The sequence below is a fragment of the Piscinibacter sp. HJYY11 genome, assembly GCF_016735515.1.
GTDB lineage: Bacteria > Pseudomonadota > Gammaproteobacteria > Burkholderiales > Burkholderiaceae_C > Rhizobacter.
Genome location: NZ_JAERQZ010000001.1, coordinates 4,924,086 through 4,940,450, shown reverse-complemented (window position 1 = coordinate 4,940,450; position 16,365 = coordinate 4,924,086). Strand labels below are relative to the sequence as shown.

The following is a 16,365-nucleotide window of genomic DNA, read 5'->3' as shown; positions in this document are numbered from 1 at the left end:
CGCGATGCCCGAAGCCTCGCGCGCCTTGATGACCGAGCTGCAGTCGCAGGGCCTGCGCCTGCTCGACCCCGGCGCGGGCGCGGCCAGCCGCCGCGGCGGCGCCGGCCCGTCGGACCACAAGGCGGTGACGGTCGATGGCGTGACGCTGATGGTGCCGGTGCACACCCACACCGCCTTCAGCTCGCCCTTCGTCGCCGACGCGCCCGGGCCCGACGGCCGCAGCGTATTGCGCAAAGGCAGCATCCCGATCGCGAGCGTGAGCTTCCCGCGGCAGCCGCGCTTCTATGCGCGCAGCACGGCCGACGGCATTCCGTATTCGCACATCGCCACGCTGCACGGCAGCGATGTGCTCGCCACCACCGTGCTGCAGACCTGCATCCGCTACGAGAGCCGGCGCAAAGCCTGCCGCTTCTGCGCCATCGGCCAGTCGCTCGCGGCCGGCCGCACCGTCGCGCACAAGACACCGGCGCAGCTCGCCGAGGTGGCGAAGGCCGCGGTCGAGCTCGATGGCGTGAAGCACATGGTGATGACCACCGGCACGCCGCCTACGCCCGACCGTGGCGCCAAGGTGCTGTGCGACAGCGCCGAGGCCATCCGCGCCGCGGTCGACCTGCCGCTGCAGGCGCAGTGCGAGCCGCCCGACACCGATGCGTGGTTCCAGCGCATGAAGGACGCGGGTGTCGACACGCTGGGCATGCACCTGGAAGTGATCGGCGACGCGCTGCGGCGCGAGATCCTGCCCGGCAAGGCCGAGGTGCCGATGAGCCGCTATTGGGATGCGTTCGAGGCGGCGGTCGAGGTGTTCGGCCGCGGCCAGGTCAGCACCTACCTGCTCGCCGGCCTGGGCGACAGCGCCGAGCTGCTGCTCGCGACCAGCGAGCGGCTGCTGGCGATGGGGGTCTACCCCTTCGTCGTGCCCTTCGTGCCCATCAGCGGCACGCCGCTCGAAGACCGGCCCGCCCCGTCGGCCGAGTTCATGCGCAGCGTGCTGGAGCCGCTGGGCCGGCTGGTGGCCGATGCCGGCCTGCGCGCCGGCGACATCAAGGCGGGCTGCGGGCGTTGCGCGGCCTGCTCCACCTTGTCTCGCTACGAAGCCCCGCTCGCCGTTTGACGAAGGAGAACACGATGCAGCTCCACGCCTTCCACCCGCAACCCTGGTGCGAGCTCGACCCGTCGTACACGCCGCAGGGCTTCCGCATCCAGTGGGCCAGCGACCCGTGGATGGAGCGCGAGGCGCTGGCGCTGCGGCGGCAGGTGTTCTGCGAGGAGCAGCGCGTCTTCGTGCACGACGACCTCGACGACATCGACCGCCACGAGCCGAGCACGCGCTCGCTGGTGGCGCTCACCTGCCTGGCCGGCGAGGCCGACGAGGTGATCGGCACCGTACGCATCCACCAGGCCGCACCCGGCGTGTGGTGGGGCTCGCGCCTGGCGGTGCGGGCCGACTGGCGGCAGCACAAGCGGCTGGGCTCCAGCCTGATCCGCCTGGCGGTGAGCAGCGCGCATGCGCTCGGCTGCGATGAATTCCTGGCGCACGTGCAGGCGCAGAACGTGCCGCTCTTCCAGCGCCTGAACTGGGAGCTGCTGGAGATGCGCGAGCTGCATGGCCGGCCGCATGGCTGGATGCGCGCCTCGCTCGCCCACTACCCACCCTGCCCCACGCCGTATGCCGGCTTCGTGCTCACGCAAGGCTGAGGCGACGATGGACCACCTGACGCAACTCGCCCAGGCGCTGCGCCAGAGCCGCGGCTTCGCGCACAAGCGCGACATCGCCGCGGTGCTGCCGCAGCTGGGCTCGGTGGCCGGCGTCACGAGCGTGCCCAACGGTGACGACTGCGCCGTGCTGCCCGATGCCAGTGGCGACGGCCACCTGCTGCTCGCCATCGAAGGCCTGGTGCAGGACTTCATCGCCGCCATGCCCTGGTTCGCCGGCTACAGCGGCGTGATGGTCAACCTGAGCGACATCGCCGCGATGGGCGGGCGGCCGCTGGCGGTGGTGGATGCGCTGTGGGCCGGCGAGCCCGAAGTGGCGCAGCAGCTGCTGGCCGGCATGCGCGCCGCGTGCGAGCGCTACGGGGTGCCGCTGGTCGGCGGCCACAGCAACCTGCACGCGGGCCACGGCCAGCTCGCGGTGGCCGTGCTCGGCCGCGCGAAGCGGCTGATCAGCAGCTTTGCGGCGCGGCCCGGCGACCGGCTGCTGATGGCCGTCGACCTGCGCGGGGAATGGCAGGGCGGCCACCCGTTCTGGAATGCCTCGACCTCGGCACCGGCCGAGCGGCTGCGCGCCGACCTGGCGCTGCTGCCTCAGATTGCCGAAGCCGGCCTGTGCGATGCCGGCAAGGACATCAGCATGGCGGGCGTGCTGGGCACGCTGCTGATGCTGCTGGAATGTTCCGGCGCCGGCGCGCACGTGGACCTCGCGCGCCTGCCGCTGCCGCCCGGCACGCCCGGCTGGCACGAGACCGGTGAGGCCGCTTTCGCGGCGCACCTGCGCTGGCTCTGCGCCTTCCCAAGCTACGGCTACCTGCTGAGCGTGCGCGAAGCGCAGGCCGAGGTGGTGCAGGAGGTGTTCGATTCGCACGGCATTGCCTGCGCCGACATCGGCACCGTGCAGCCCGGCGCTCGCCTGACGCTGCAGCTCGGCGACGCGCAGACAATGCTGTGGGACCTGGCGGCCGAGCCCTTCATCGGCGCCGCGCCCGCGCTGCCCACGCACAAGGCGGCTGCATGAACATCGCCCTGCTCACGCACTCGGTGCACCCGCGCGGCGGCGTGATCCACACGCTGGAGCTGGCCGACGCGCTGGTGCAGCGCGGCCACCGCGTGACGGTGATCGCCTCGGCCGAGCCGGGCGAGACGCTGTTCCGTGCGACGGCGTTTCCGGTCGAGCTGGTCCGCCTGCCGGTGCTGACCGGCGACCTGGTGGAGCAGGTGCGGCAGCGCATCGACGCTCTGGTCGCGTCCTTGCCCGCCGTGCTGCGGCGAGGCGGCTTCGAGCTGCTGCATGCGCAAGACAGCGTCAGCGGCAACGCCCTCGCCCTGCTGCGCGAGCGTGGCGTCCATGTGCCGCCCTGGCTGCGCACGGTGCACCACCTCGACGTCTTCGCGCAGGAGACGCTCAACCGTTGGCAGGCGCGCGCCTGGCGTGAGGCCGATGGCGTGGCCTGTGTCAGCGACACCTGGTGCGCGCATTTCCGCGAGCACTTCGGCGTGCAGCCGGCGCGCATGTACAACGGCGTCGACCTGCGCCGCTACCGACCGGCGGCCGATACGCTCGATGGGCCCCGCCTGCAGTCGCTCGGGCTGGCCGACGACGCCGGCCCGGTGTGCCTGCTGGTCGGCGGCGTGGAGGAGCGCAAGAACACCGTGCGGGTGCTGCACGCCTTCGCCACGCTGCGCCGCGACGACCCCGCGTGGGCCCAGGCCCGCCTGGTGGTGGCCGGTGGCGCCAGCATGCTCGACCACGGCAGCGCCCGCCGCGCCTGGCAGCAGGCGCTGGGCGAGCTCGGCCTCGGCGAAGGGCCCGGTGCCCCGGTACTGCGCACCGGCCCGCTGCCCGACGAGATGCTGCCCACGCTGATGCGCCGCGCCGACGTGCTGGCCATGCCCTCGCTCGTCGAAGGCTTCGGCCTCGTCGCGCTCGAAGCGCTGGCGTGCGGCACACCGGTGCTGGTGTCCAACCGCCCGCCGTTCACCGAGCACCTGCGGGAGACGCCGGCCGTCGCGTGGTGCGACCCGGAGCGCATCGAGTCCATCGCCGCCGGCCTGCAATCGGCTGCGCGCACGCCCAAGCTCGGCGCACCGCCGGCCGTGTGCCAGGCCCATGCGTGGGAGCGCAGCGCAGCGCTGCACGAAGCCTGGTACCTGCGCACGCTGCACGCATCCGCCGACAAGCGTGTTGAAGCACTCACCCTCTGAGACCGACCCCATGCCCGCCATGCACTACCGCCTTCGCTGGCCCGATGCCAGCGAGACCCTCTGCTACTCGCCCTCGCTCGTGATCCACGACTACCTCACGCCCGGCGAGGACTACCCGCTGCCCGAGCTGCTGCGCCGCGTGCGCGAGGCCACCGCCATCGCGAGCGAGCGGGTGCGCGAGAAATTCGGCTTCGCCTGCTCGCGCGCCGCCGACCAGCTGCTGCAGACCGAGGCGCATGCGGCCTCGTTCGCCCACGACGCCGAGGCCCGCGTGCGGGTGCTCGCGTTCGAACCTGCCTGAGCTTTCACCGGAGTACCGACATGAAGAACCCCACCCTGCCGCATCACGAAGTCGTCGTCGTCGGCGGCGGCCAGGCCGGCCTGTCCATCAGCCACGGCCTGAAGACCGAAGGCATCGAGCACGTGGTGTTCGAGAAGCACCGCGCGATGCACGTGTGGCGCACGCAGCGCTGGGACAACTTCTGCCTCGTCACGCCCAACTGGCAGTGCGCATTGCCGGGCTATCCGTATCGCGGTGACGACCCGCACGGCTTCATGAAGCGCGAGGAGATCGTGCAGTACCTGGATGCGTTTCGCGACTACGTGGACGCGCCACTGCGCGAGGGTGTGGCGGTGGAGCTGGTGAAGCCGCTGCCCGAGGGTGGCTTCCTCGTGCGCAGCAGCGAGGGCGAGTGCACCGCGCAACAGGTCGTCGTCGCCTCGGGCGGCTACCACGAGCCCATCGTGCCGCGCCTGGCCGAGCGCTTGCCGGCGCCGGTGGTGCAGCTCCATTCGGCGCAGTACCGCAACGCCGCGCAGTTGCCGCCCGGCAAGGTGCTGGTGGTCGGCTCGGGCCAGAGCGGCGCGCAGATCGCCGAAGACCTGCACCTCGCCGGCCGCGAGGTGGTGCTGGCGGTGGGCGATGCGCCGCGCTGCGCGCGCTTCTACCGCGGCCGCGACGTGGTCGACTGGCTGGCCGACATGGGCTACTACGACATGCCGGTGGGCCAGCACCCGCTGCGCGAAGGCGTGCGCGACAACACCAACCACTACGTGACCGGCCGCGACGGTGGGCGCGACATCGACTTGCGCCGCTTCGCCATCGAAGGCATGGAGCTCTACGGTGCGCTCACCGGCCTCGACGCCGACGGCGACACGCTGCGCTTCGCCCCGCGCCTGCGCGAGGTGCTCGACCAGGCCGACCGCACCTACAACGGCATCAACGCCTCGATCGACCGCTACATCGACGAGCAGCGCCTGCAGGCGCCGCCCGCGAGCGTGTACGAGCCGGTGTGGCAGCCGAGTGAGGAGCGCGAGACCTTGTCGCTGAGGGAGGCGGGCGTCGCGAGCGTGGTGTGGTGCATCGGCTTCGCACCCGATTTCCGCTGGCTCGATGCCCCGGTCTTCAACGGCCGCGGCCACCCGGTGCACGAGCGCGGGATCACGCGTGTGCCCGGCCTCTACTTCATCGGCCTGCCGTGGCTGCACACCTGGGGCTCGGGGCGCTTCTCGGGTGTGGCGCGGGATGCGGCGTTCGTGGTGCAGCGGGTGACGGAGCTGCGATCGACAAAGACGAAAGCGACGGGTGCGCCGAGCACGCTCGTCGACCTCGCGGTCGTCTAGGGCGTCGAGCCGATCCAGATGACACCGGCGGGCAGCCGCACTTCGTCGCAGTTGTTGCCTTCGCCTGCCCGGTCGATCACCAGGAAGTCGCACGGTGCCTCCAGCGCAAGCAAGGGGTGGTGCCAGGTGCCCGGCGCGTAGTTGACGCCCTGCCCGGCCCGGGCGGTGAAACAGCGCAGCGTGCCGAGGTCGGGCGCATCGGCCCCTTCGCAGACCACCACGAGATAGGGCCGGCACGACATGGGGATGAAGGCCTGGCTGCCCAGCGGGTGCCGTTCGATCACCGAGAGGGCGAAGGGCAGCTCGCGCGGCAACGCGCGGAAGATGCTGAGCTTCGGCCGGCCGCCCTCGCGGTCGACGTCGATGCGGGCCAGGTCGTCATAGCGCTCGGCGTAGCCTTCGTTGATCGTGAAATGGCGCGAGGCCGAAGCGACCTCGACGACGTCGCCGAAGGGCGCGAAGGCTGCCGCCGTCAAGGGCTCGAACGGAAGGGGGCGACGCACCTAGAACGCCCTCACCTCGCCGCGCCGCACGAACTGGCCCATGCCTTCGCGGCCTTTCCACTCGGCACCGTCGACGATCAGCTCGCCGCGCAGGAACACCTTCTCCACCCGCCCCTGCAGCGTGCGCCCTTCGAGCAGCGTGTAGTCGCACTGGCTGTGCAGATGCTCGGCATGGATGGTCTGCGTGGCGTTGGGGTTGAAGAGCACCACGTCGGCGTCGCTGCCGATGGCGATCGTGCCCTTCTTCGGGAAGAGGCCGAAGAGCTTGGCTGGCGTGGTCGAGGTGAGCTGCACGAAGCGGTTGAGCGACAGGCGGCCCTGCATCACGCCGATGTCGTAGAGGCTCACCAGCCGCGTCTCGATGCCCGGCGCGCCGTTGGGGATGAGCGAGAAGTCGTCTTTCCCGCGCATCTTCTGCAGCTGGTAGCCCAGGTGGCCCTCCTTCATGCAGAAGGGGCAGTGGTCGGTCGCGATCACCTGCAGGTCGTCGTAGCGCAGCGCACGCCACAGGTGGTTCTGGTCGTCGGTGGTGCGCAGCGGCGGCGTCATCACGTATTTGGCGATCTCGAAGTCGTCGCTCGAATACACCGAGTCGTCGAACAGCAGGTAGTGCGGGCAGGTCTCCGCAAAGACGGGGATGCCCTCGTCGCGCGCGGCCACGATGTGCTTCAGGGCCTGGTTCGACGAGACGTGCACGAAGTAGATCGGCGCTTCGGCCAGCTCCGCCAGGCGGATGCCGCGGTGCGTGGCTTCGCCTTCCATCAGCGCCGGGCGCGTCATCGCGTGGTAGCGCGGCGCGGTGTGGCCGGCGGCGAGCGCCTCCTTGATCAGCAGGTCGATCACCGTGCCGTTTTCGGCATGCAGGGCGACCATGCCACCGTCGGCGCCCACCTGGCGCAGCATCTGGAAGATGGCCGCGTCGTCGGCCATCATCACGCCGGGGTAGGCCATGAACATCTTGAAGCTCGTCACGCCCTCGTGGCGCATGGCGTGCTTCACGTCGGCCAGCACCTGCGCATCGACGCGTGTCACGATGCAGTGCAGGCTGTAGTCGATGCAGACCTGCGGCTCCGCGCTGCGCTGGGCGCGGGCGATGGCTTCCAGCGGCGAGTCGGCCGCGGTCTGCAGGGCGAAGTCGACCACCGTGGTGGTGCCGCCAAAGGCTGCCGCCTTGGTGCCGCTGGCGAAGGTGTCGCAGGTGATCGTCGGCCCGATCACGTTTTCCAGGTGCACGTGGGTGTCGACACCGCCGGGCAGCACGTAGAGCCCGCTCGCGTCGACCACCTTCACGTCGGGGCCGACCGCCATGTCGCGGGCGATGGCGTGCACGATGCCGTCTTGCAGCAGCACGTCGGCCAGGTAGTCGTCGGTCGCGGTGATCACCCGGCCGCCTCGGATCAGGGTGGCGCTCATCGCAGCATGGTCCTTTCGAGTTCGCGTGCAAGCGACAGCAGCAGCCTGTCGCTGCCGCGCGGGCCGATCAGCGAGATGCCGACCGGGATGCCCTGGCTGTGTGCCAGCGGCAGGCTCACCTGCGGCAGGCCGGTGAGGCCGGCGATGCAGGTGAGCTGGAGGATGCGGCCGACCGCCTGCTGCATCTCGGGCAGCGTGGCGTCACGCCGGATGGGCAGGATGGGCACGGTCGGCAGGCACAGCAGGCGGTGGCCGCCGAGCAGCTCGTCGAGCCGCTCGCGCACGGCGGCCCGCACCAGGCGCGAGGGCGCCACCTCGTGTTCCTGCAGCGCCTGCGCCTGCAGCAGCGTCTGCGCCACGTCGTACGAGAACACCGGGTTGTACTGTGCCACCCAGGGCGCGAAGGTGCGGCCGAACTCGAAGCACTGCAGGCGCTGCTGGTGCGCACACCAGAGCGTGAGGCCCTCGGGTGCGAGCGTGACCGCGTGCAGCTCGGCCACGCGGGGTGCGAGCTGCGTGAGCGCGCCGTGGAAGGCGGCCTGCACCGGCGCATCGCACAAGGCCACGACGTCGCTCGCCACCAGCAGCTGGTCGATGCGGCCGGTGCCGCCCGGCGGCAGCAGCACGTCGCCCACGCGCATGAAGATGGCCGCATCGGCCGCGAAGAAGCCGGCCGTGTCGAAGCTCGGCGACTGCGTGACCATGCCCTCGACGGAGATGGCACCGTGCGTCGGCCGCAGGCCATACAGGCCGCAGAAGCTCGCCGGCGTGCGCACCGAGCCGCCCGAGTCGGTGCCGAGCGCGATGTCGGCCAGGCCACACGCCACCGCGGACGCCGAGCCGCTGGATGATCCGCCCGGCACCCGGTCGGGCGCACGCGGATTGAGCGGCGTGCCATCGAAACGGTTGATGCCCAGGAGGCCGAGCGAGATCTCGTCGGTGATGGCCTTGCCGACGAGCGATGCGCCCGCGTCCAGCAGACGCTGCACGGCCCACGCATGCGCGGTGGCCGGCGCGTGCGTGGCCGCCCAGGTGGGGTTGCCGGCTCCGGTGACGTGGCCCGCCACGTCAAACAGGTCCTTCGCCGCGAAGCGCAGTCCCTGGAGCGGCCCTTCGGCCGCGCCAGTCACCCTCACCTCGGTCTGCGGAACGAAGGCGCCCGTCATTCCTTGTAGAACTTCCGGAAGTCAGGGTGGGTGTGGAACCAATATTCAAACCCTTGCACGTTCTTCTGCATCGCGAAGTCGGAGAAGCGGGTGTACAGCGGGATGCGCGGCAGGTCGGTCATCACGATGTCGACCATCTTCTGCAGGGCGGTCTTGTAGACCTTCTCGTCCGACGCGAAGCGGGCGATCTCGATCTGCTCGTCGAGCGTCGGGTTGGTGTAGTTGGCGGTGTTGAACACCGCGTTGTTCTTGCCGTCGAAGTTCCAGAAGAAGAAGTACTCGGGGTAGTCGAGCCAGCCGTAGAACTCGGCGATCACCATCGGCATGGTCTTGCTCGCCATCTGGGCAAACCAGTTGGAGCCCGGCACCTTCTCCAGCGTGACCTCCACGCCGATCTTCTTCAGAGACTCCTGGATCAGGATGGCGGTGGGCTCACGCACCGTGGCTTCGCTGAGGTCGAACGACAGCGTGGTCTTGAAGCCGTTGGGGAAACCGGCTTCGGCGAGCAGCGCCTTGGCCTTGGCGAGATCGGTCGTGTACTTGATGGGCACGGGCCAGGTTGGCGCATAGGGCTTGCTCGGATCACCGCCGAACATGCCGACACCGCGGTTGTAGAGGGCACTGGACAGGATTTCCTTGTACGGGATGGCGTACGAGATGGCCTGGCGCACCTTCGGGTTGTCGAAGGGTTTGATCTTGGTGTTCATGTCCACGAAGATCAGGTCGTTCTGCACCGGCACGCCGATCACCTTGACCTTGGGGCTCTTGGCGAGCTCGGCGTAGTCCTTCGGCGGCAGGCCGACGGAGATGTCGACGTCGCCTTTCTCCAGCAGCGCGCGGCGCGTGCCGGCCGAGGCGATCTGGCGGTAGATCACCTTCTTGAGCTTGGGCAGCGGGCCCGACTTCCAGTCGTCGAAGCGCACGAACACCGTCTGCTGCCCCGGCGTCCACGACTCGATCTTGTAGGCGCCGCCGCCCGCGCCATTGCGCGACACCCATTCCAGCGCCCACGGGTCGGCCGGCGTGGCGTGCTTCTTGGCGAGCGTGGAGTTCACGATCACCGGCACCGGCACCACCAGGTCGGGGAGGATGAGCTTGTTGGGCTTGTCGAGCGTGATGCGGAAGGTGTAGTCGTCGACGACCGAGAACTTCTTCGGGTCGTCGAGCGAGCCGGCCGCCATCTGCACGGCCGGGAAGCCGCCCGCGGCCACCGCGCGGTCGAAGGACCACTTCACGTCTTTCGCGGTGACCGGCGTGCCGTCGTGGAACTTGGCGTTCTTGCGCAGGAAGAAGGTGTAGACGCGTCTGTCAGGGCTGATCTCCCAGCGCTCGGCGAGCTCGGGCGTGAGCACGGTGGCGTCGTACGACGCGTTGCCGTCGGGCAGCTTCTTCTGCCCGTGGCTCACCAGCCGGTCGTACACATGCCACGCGACCATGCGGCTGTGGTCGTTGGCGGTGGGCACCATCGTGTCGAGGCCGTTCGGGCCCATCTCCGAGACGATGACGAGGGTGTCTTTCGGCGGGGCCGCGAGGGCGGGCATCACGAGCGCGGCCGCCAGCAGGGCCAGGGCGGCGCTGCGGCGAAGTGTGGTGAGTGGCATGGCGATTCCTTGCGATGGGTGTGAGGTGAACGGGAGACGTCAGAGACCAAGTTGATCGAGCAGCGCGGGCCAGTGCTGCGCCCACGGCCGCGCCTGCTCGAAGGCGGCACTCGCCCTGAGCACGGTGCGGTCGTCGAGATGGCGGCCGATGATCTGCAGGCCGACCGGCAGGCCGTCTTTCGTGAAGCCGGCGGGGATGGACGCGGCCGGTTGCCCGGTGAGGTTGGCCGGGAAGGTGAAGCACAGCCAGTCGGCGTTGCGGCCCATGCGGCCTTCGATGATCTCGGGGCCCTGCATGTGCACCGGGAAGGGCGGCACTGCGAGCGTGGGCGTGATCAGCAGGTCGTAGTTCGACATGAAGCGCCACATCGTGTTGCAGATGGCCTTGCGCTGGGTGTGTGCGTCGGTGAAGTCGGCGCCGGTCCACGGCTTCATCACCAGGTCGACCAGGTGCGGCGAGATCTCGTGCTCGCGGCCGGCGATGAGCTTGCGCATGCCGGTGAGGTCGGTGTCGGCGGCGACGAGCGTCCAGAAGGTGGCACCGGCGTCAGAGCGCCAGCCGGGGTTGGCCCGCTCGACGTGGCAGCCGAGCTCCTTCTCGAACACCGCCACCGCTTCGCTCACCACGCGCCGCACCTCGGGGTCGACGGCGGCGTAGCCCCAGTCTTCGCTGTAGGCGATGCGCAGGCCCTTGAGGCTGGACGGCTGCGCGGCCTCGAGGTAGTCGAAGTCGGCCGCGGGGATGGAATAGCGGTCGCGCGGGTCGGGGCCGGCGATCACGCTCAGCATCAGCGCCGAGTCGGCGACAGTGCGGCTCATGGGGCCGATGTGCTCCAGCGTCTCCCAGCTCGACACGCCGGGGTAACGCTCGTCGCGGCAGCCGGGGTACAGCGCGACGCGGCCCATCGAGGCCTTGATGCCGTAGAGGCCGCAGTGCGCCGACGGGATGCGCACCGAGCCGCCCCCATCGCTGCCGATGGCGAACGGCGCCACGCCGGTGGCCACCGAGGCGCCCGAGCCGGCGCTCGAGCCGCCCGAGGTCATGGCGAGGTTCCACGGGTTGCGCGTGGTCTCGAAGACCGGGTTGTGGCCCACCCCGCTGTAGCCGAACTCGGGCACGTTGGTCTTGCCGATGATCACCGCGCCCGCGGCCTTCAGGCGCTCGACCACGATGTCGTCTTCGTCGGGGATGAACTCCTCGTAGAGCTTGGAGCCCATCACGGTCTTGATGCCCTTGGTGGCCACCAGGTCCTTGATGCCGATGGGCACGCCGGCGAGCGGGCCGATGGGCTCGCCCTTCGCGATCTGCGCATCGACCGCTTTCGCGGCCGCACGGGCCACCTCGGGCGTGGGCGTGCAGAAGGCGTGGAGGTAGGGCTCCAGCACGTCCATGCGTCGCAGCACGGCCTCGGTGACCTCGGTGGCCGAGAGCTCCTTGGAGCGGATGCGCTTGGCCAGCGTGACCGCGTCCATGCGGCAGATGGCGTTGTCGGCGGATGAAGTGCTCATGCGGATCCTTTCGTCAGGCGTTCAAGGCGAAGTGGCAGGCGGCGAGATGGCCCTCGCCCACCCGCTGCAGCACCGGCATCGCGCTCACGCAGCGCTCGGTGCCTTGGGGGCAGCGGCCGTGGAAGCGGCAGCTCTGCGGGTCGGGCGCGATGGGGCTGCGGGGCGAGCCTTCGAGCCGCAGGCGCTGCTCGCCGCGGCGTGCGGGGTCGGGAATGGCGGCGATCAGGGCCTGGGTGTAGGGGTGGGCGGGCGCGGTGAAGAGCGTCTCGGCCGGCGCCACCTCGACCACCTTGCCGAGGTACATCACCACGATGCGCTCGCACAGCAGCCGCACCACGTTGAGGTCGTGCGAGACGAAGAGGTAGCTCATGCCCAGGCGCCCGCGCAGCTCGTCGAGCAGGCGCAGGATCACCGCCTGCACCGAGACGTCGAGCGCCGAGGTGGGCTCGTCGAGGATCAGCAGCGAAGGCTCCACCACGATGGCGCGCGCGATGCCGACGCGGGCGCGCTGGCCGCCCGAGAGCTGGTGCGGGTAGCGCAGCACCAGCTCGTCGGGCAGGCCGACCATCTCGGCGGCGCGGCGCACACGGGTGTCGAGCTCGCTGCGGTCGCGGATCTTCAGCAGGCGGCGCAGCGGGTCGGCGATGGCGTCGAACACGCGCATCGATGGGTTGAGGCTTTCGGTCGGGTCCTGGAACACCATCTGGATGCGCGCGCGCAGCGGCGAGCGCACCAGTTGGCGTGGCGTCATCGCGCTCAGGTCCTGGCCGTCGAACAGCACGCGGCCCGAAGTGGGCGTGACGAGCTGGGCCAGCAGGCGCGCAAGCGTCGACTTGCCGCAGCCCGACTCGCCCACCAGGCCTACGCACTCGCCGTGGCCGATGCTCAAGCTGACGTCGTCGACCGCATGCAGCAGCTTTCCGCCGCTCACGGGGTAGTGCTTGACGAGCTTTTGCACGTCCAGCAGCGCAGGCGGTGCCGGCGCCTCCAGCGCAGCGTTCATGTCGTGCAGACGTTCAGGCATGTTCATGACGGGTGGCGGCAGCGCACGCGGTGGCCCGGGCCGAGCTCGACCCAGTCGAGGGGCGCCTCGCTGCAGGCAGCGGTGGCCCGGGTGCAGCGGTGCTGGAAACGGCACACCGGCAACTCGCCGCGCAGGTCGGGCAGCTGCCCTGGAATGGCCGACAGGCCCATCAGCGTGGTCTGCGGCGTGGGCGTGGCGGCCAGCAGTTGGCGGGTGTACGGATGTGCGGGCGCGCGCAGCAGCGCCTCGGTGGGCGCCACTTCGACCAGGTGGCCGGCGTGCATCACTGCGATGCGGTCGCAGTACTCGCCGGCGAGGCCGAGGTCGTGGGTGATGAGCAGCGTGGCCATGCGCTGGCTGCGGCTCATGTCGCGGATCAGGTCGAGGATCACCGCCTGGGTGGTGACGTCGAGCCCGGTGGTGGGCTCGTCGGCGATCAGGAGTGCCGGCGTGCAGGCGAGCGCCATCGCGATCATCACACGCTGGCACATGCCGCCCGAGAGTTCGAAGGGGTAGGCGTGGTAGCGGCGCTCGGGGTCGGGGATGCGCACGCGTGCGAGCGCCTGCACGGCACGCTGCTTCAGGTCCTCACGCTTCACCGCGGCGTGGCGGCTCAGCACGTCTTCGATCTGGTGGCCCACCTTGCGGATCGGGTTGAGCGCGGTGCGCGGGCTCTGGAAGATCATCGACAGCTCGCGCCCGCGCAGCTCGCCGAGCGCCGAGGGCGTGGCCTTGAGCAGGTCGGTGCCGCCGAAGGTGATGGCGCCGCCTTCGATGCGCGCCGCGTCGTCCTGCAGGCCCATCACGGTGTAGGCCATGACGGACTTGCCGGACCCGCTCTCGCCGACCACGCCGACGATCTCGCCGCGCTCGATGCTGAGCGAGACGTTTTCGAGCGCCTTCACCGTGCCGTGGCGAGTGCGGAAGTTGAGCGACAGATCGCTCACATCAAGAAGCGCCGTCATGTGCGCCTCCGCGGATCCAGCAGGTCGCGCAGGCCGTCGCCCAGCAGGTTGAAGCAGAACACCGCCAGCACCAGCGCCATGCCGGGGAAGGCGAAGGTCCACCACTCGCCCGAGATGATGTTGCTCGCGCCCTCCGACACCATGATTCCCCACTCCGGCGTGGGAGCGCGCACGCCGAGGCCGATGAAGGACAGGCCAGCCGCGTTGAGGATGGCCCAGCCCATGTTGAGCGAGGCCTGCACCGCCATCGGCGGCAGGATGTTGGGCACGATGTGGTGCATCAGCACCTGCAGCGGCGTGTTGCCGCCCATGCGCGCCGCCTCCACGTAGCCCAGGTCGCGCCGCACATTGACCTCGCCGCGGGCGAAGCGGAAGTAGAACGGCAGGTTGATGACGATGGTCGCGATGATGATGTTGAGCACGTTGTTGCCCAGCGCCGCGACGATCCCCATGGCCAGCACGAAGAGCGGAAACGCCATGATGGTGTCCATCAGCCGGCCGAGCAGGCGGTCGGTCCAGCCGCCGAAGTACCCGGCCAGGGCCCCGAGCGCGAGGCCGATGGCGAAGGAGAGCGCCACCGCCGAGATCGCCATGCCGAGGTCGAGCCGGGCGGCGACGATGACGCGGCTGAGGATGTCGCGGCCCAGCGCATCGGTGCCGAACCAGTGCGCGGCCGAGGGCGGCTGCAGGCGCGCCGTGCCGTCGGTCATCAGCGGGTCGTAGGGCGCGAGCCAGGGCCCGAAGAGCGCGCACAGCAGGAGCAGCGCGAGGATGAGGACGGCGACGAGCGTGAGTCGGTTCTCGCCGAAGACGTAGCGTGCGTTGCGGACCAGCAGGGGCAAGCGAGGGGCGAGTTGCATGGTCACCCCTCGAAGCGCACGCGCGGGTCGATCAGCGTGCTGGCGATGTCGACCGCGAGGTTGAGCAGGATGTAGAGCACCGCCATCATCAGCACGAAGCCCTGCACCGCCGCGTAGTCGGAGGCCAGCACCGCGCTCACCGCATAGGCGCCGATGCCTTGCCAGCCGAACACCTGCTCGATCAGCACGTTGGAGCCGAGCAGGAAGCTGAACACCATGCCCATCACGTTGGCGAGCGGCAGCAGCGCATTGCGAAACGCGTAGGTGAAGATCACCGTGCGCGGCGCCAGGCCGCCGGCGCGCGCGGTGCGCACGAAGTCGGAACCCAGCGCGCCCAGCATCGCGGCACGGGTGATGCGCGCGATGGGCGCGAGCGCAAAGAGACCGAGCGCGATGGAGGGCAGCACGAGCTGGCCGGCCGCGGCACGGAAGGTCGCGCCGTCACCGGCGAGCAGGCTGTCGATGAGGTAGGCGCCGGTCACCGTGGGCGGCGGGGAATTGAGGATCTCGTTGAGCCGGCCCACCGGCTGCGGCGCGAGGTCGAGCAGGAAATAGAAGACATACACCAGCACCAGCCCGACGAAGAAGGTGGGGAAGGCCGAGCCCACGGTGATGCTGCCGCGGCACAGGTGATCGACCCACGAATCGGGCTTGGTCGCGGCCAGCACCCCCATCGGGATCGCGAAGGCGAGCGCGAAGACCAGCGCACACACGCTCAGCTCGAGCGACGCGGGCAGGCGCACCAGCAGGTCGTGCAGCACCGGCTGGCCGGTGGTGAGCGAGGTGCCGAGGTTGCCCTGCGCCAGGTCGCCGAGGTAGCGGAAGAACTGCTCGATGAGCGGCTTGTCGAGCCCGAGCTTGGCGCGGATCTGCGCGATCGACTCATCGTTGGCCGCCGGCCCGGCGAAGTAGGCCGCCGGGTCGCCCGGCAGCGCGTGCGACAGCAGAAACGTGATGACCACGATGCCCGCCAGGCTGGGCACCGTGCCGAGGAGTCGTTTCCAGACGAAGGCCATGTGGCACTCAACGCATATCGCATGCCAATGTGGCGCCGCACCAAACGCGCCCATGCGTCTCGTGACTTGCCACAGAGGCATGTCGGCCTCGCCCGCACGTTTGTGGGGCCGGCTCGTTTCGCCCATGGCACGACAGAGGGGCGCACCCGTTCCGCGCATCTGCACTTTCAAGATGCACAGGAAAGTGACTTGACTGACAATGCCAGTGCATCGCGAGGTGGCGCAGCGCTTGCTTCGGGCATCGAGGGAAGACAAGGAGAGATCCCATGAGCGACGACACCACCCCGGCCCGGCAGCTGACCCTGCACGGCGCGCAGCGCGTGCTGCAGGCCGCCATCGCCCACGCGCACGCCATCGGCCAGCCGATGTGCATCGCGGTGGTCGACCTCGGCGGCAACCTGCTCGCCTTCGCGCGCATGGATGGCGCCAAGGCGCTGAGCGTCATCTCGTCGACCAACAAGGCGCGCACCGCGGCGCTCTCGGCCGCCCCCACCGGCGGGGCGCATGCCGACGTCGAGCTGCAGGTCACGCTCGCCCACGAATCGAAGTGGACCAACCTCATCGGCGGGCTGCCGATCCGTGTCGACGGCTTCGTCGTCGGCGCGGTGGCGGCGGGCTCGGGCACCGGCGCGCAAGACCTGGCCGTCGCGCGCGCCGGTGCGGCGGCGATCCCCGGCGCCGACCTCTACGACGACTTCACGCCGATGGGTGCGGAAGACACAGGCATCATCCGGGGCTCGCACCCGCTGCCCGTCCGCAGCTGAGGG

At 70.1% G+C, this 16,365-nt stretch carries 16 protein-coding genes; 7 read left to right on the top strand and 9 right to left on the bottom strand.

The window, feature by feature from the left end:
- Positions 1-28 precede the first annotated feature (28 nt).
- The 6 genes from JI745_RS23115 to JI745_RS23090 are packed head-to-tail and all read left to right on the top strand — an operon-like array spanning position 29 to position 5,541.
- Positions 29-1,111, top strand: a complete 1,083-nt coding sequence (locus JI745_RS23115) for an MSMEG_0568 family radical SAM protein (RefSeq protein WP_201812764.1) — start codon at positions 29-31, stop codon at positions 1,109-1,111.
- A 14-nt stretch (positions 1,112-1,125) separates the two neighbouring features.
- Positions 1,126-1,695 carry an MSMEG_0567/Sll0786 family nitrogen starvation N-acetyltransferase gene (locus JI745_RS23110; RefSeq protein WP_201812157.1) on the top strand — a complete coding sequence of 190 codons (570 nt, stop codon included), beginning with the start codon at positions 1,126-1,128 and terminating at the stop codon, positions 1,693-1,695.
- Positions 1,696-1,702: 7 nt separating this feature from the next.
- The gene (locus tag JI745_RS23105; protein WP_201812156.1) at positions 1,703-2,731 is read left to right on the top strand and encodes a sll0787 family AIR synthase-like protein; all 1,029 of its coding nucleotides are present in this window, start codon (positions 1,703-1,705) and stop codon (positions 2,729-2,731) included.
- Positions 2,728-3,918 carry an MSMEG_0565 family glycosyltransferase gene (locus tag JI745_RS23100; protein ID WP_201812155.1) on the top strand — a complete coding sequence of 397 codons (1,191 nt, stop codon included), beginning with the start codon at positions 2,728-2,730 and terminating at the stop codon, positions 3,916-3,918. The genes JI745_RS23105 and JI745_RS23100 overlap by 4 nt, the downstream gene beginning before the upstream one ends.
- Before the next feature lie 10 nt (positions 3,919-3,928).
- Entirely contained in the window at positions 3,929-4,219 is a 291-nt protein-coding gene (locus JI745_RS23095) for an MSMEG_0570 family nitrogen starvation response protein (protein ID WP_201812154.1), read from the top strand.
- Between the two features lie 20 nt (positions 4,220-4,239).
- On the top strand, positions 4,240-5,541 hold the full coding sequence (locus tag JI745_RS23090; protein ID WP_201812153.1) for an MSMEG_0569 family flavin-dependent oxidoreductase: 1,302 nt from the start codon (positions 4,240-4,242) through the stop codon (positions 5,539-5,541).
- Here the strand turns inward: JI745_RS23090 and JI745_RS23085 are convergent.
- Genes JI745_RS23085 through JI745_RS23045 form a run of 9 tightly spaced genes read right to left on the bottom strand, consistent with a single transcriptional unit; the run spans position 5,538 to position 15,598 of the window.
- Positions 5,538-6,044, bottom strand: a complete 507-nt coding sequence (locus tag JI745_RS23085) for an ureidoglycolate lyase (RefSeq protein ID WP_201812152.1) — start codon at positions 6,042-6,044, stop codon at positions 5,538-5,540. The two genes, JI745_RS23090 and JI745_RS23085, sit on opposite strands and share 4 nt — an antisense overlap.
- On the bottom strand, positions 6,045-7,457 hold the full coding sequence (hydA, locus tag JI745_RS23080) for a dihydropyrimidinase (protein ID WP_201812151.1): 1,413 nt from the start codon (positions 7,455-7,457) through the stop codon (positions 6,045-6,047).
- Positions 7,454-8,623, bottom strand: coding sequence for an amidase (locus tag JI745_RS23075; RefSeq protein WP_201812150.1), 1,170 nt, complete (start codon positions 8,621-8,623; stop codon positions 7,454-7,456). Before JI745_RS23075 ends, hydA begins: the two co-directional genes overlap by 4 nt.
- Complete coding sequence (locus JI745_RS23070) at positions 8,620-10,224, bottom strand: ABC transporter substrate-binding protein (protein WP_201812149.1); 1,605 nt, start codon at positions 10,222-10,224, stop codon at positions 8,620-8,622. Before JI745_RS23070 ends, JI745_RS23075 begins: the two co-directional genes overlap by 4 nt.
- A gap of 39 nt (positions 10,225-10,263) precedes the next feature.
- On the bottom strand, positions 10,264-11,733 hold the full coding sequence (locus JI745_RS23065; RefSeq protein ID WP_236675102.1) for an amidase: 1,470 nt from the start codon (positions 11,731-11,733) through the stop codon (positions 10,264-10,266).
- 13 nt (positions 11,734-11,746) lie between these two features.
- Complete coding sequence (locus JI745_RS23060) at positions 11,747-12,757, bottom strand: ABC transporter ATP-binding protein (RefSeq protein WP_201812148.1); 1,011 nt, start codon at positions 12,755-12,757, stop codon at positions 11,747-11,749.
- Positions 12,758-12,759: 2 nt separating this feature from the next.
- Entirely contained in the window at positions 12,760-13,722 is a 963-nt protein-coding gene (locus JI745_RS23055) for an ABC transporter ATP-binding protein (RefSeq protein ID WP_201812147.1), read from the bottom strand.
- Positions 13,719-14,582 (bottom strand): ABC transporter permease, encoded by an 864-nt coding sequence (locus tag JI745_RS23050; protein WP_201812146.1) that lies wholly within the window; start codon positions 14,580-14,582, stop codon positions 13,719-13,721. The genes JI745_RS23055 and JI745_RS23050 overlap by 4 nt, the downstream gene beginning before the upstream one ends.
- A 2-nt stretch (positions 14,583-14,584) precedes the next feature.
- Entirely contained in the window at positions 14,585-15,598 is a 1,014-nt protein-coding gene (locus tag JI745_RS23045) for an ABC transporter permease (protein WP_201812145.1), read from the bottom strand.
- 266 nt (positions 15,599-15,864) lie between these two features.
- Between JI745_RS23045 and JI745_RS23040 the strand changes: the two genes are divergently transcribed.
- Positions 15,865-16,362, top strand: coding sequence for a heme-binding protein (locus JI745_RS23040; RefSeq protein WP_201812144.1), 498 nt, complete (start codon positions 15,865-15,867; stop codon positions 16,360-16,362).
- Positions 16,363-16,365 lie beyond the last annotated feature (3 nt).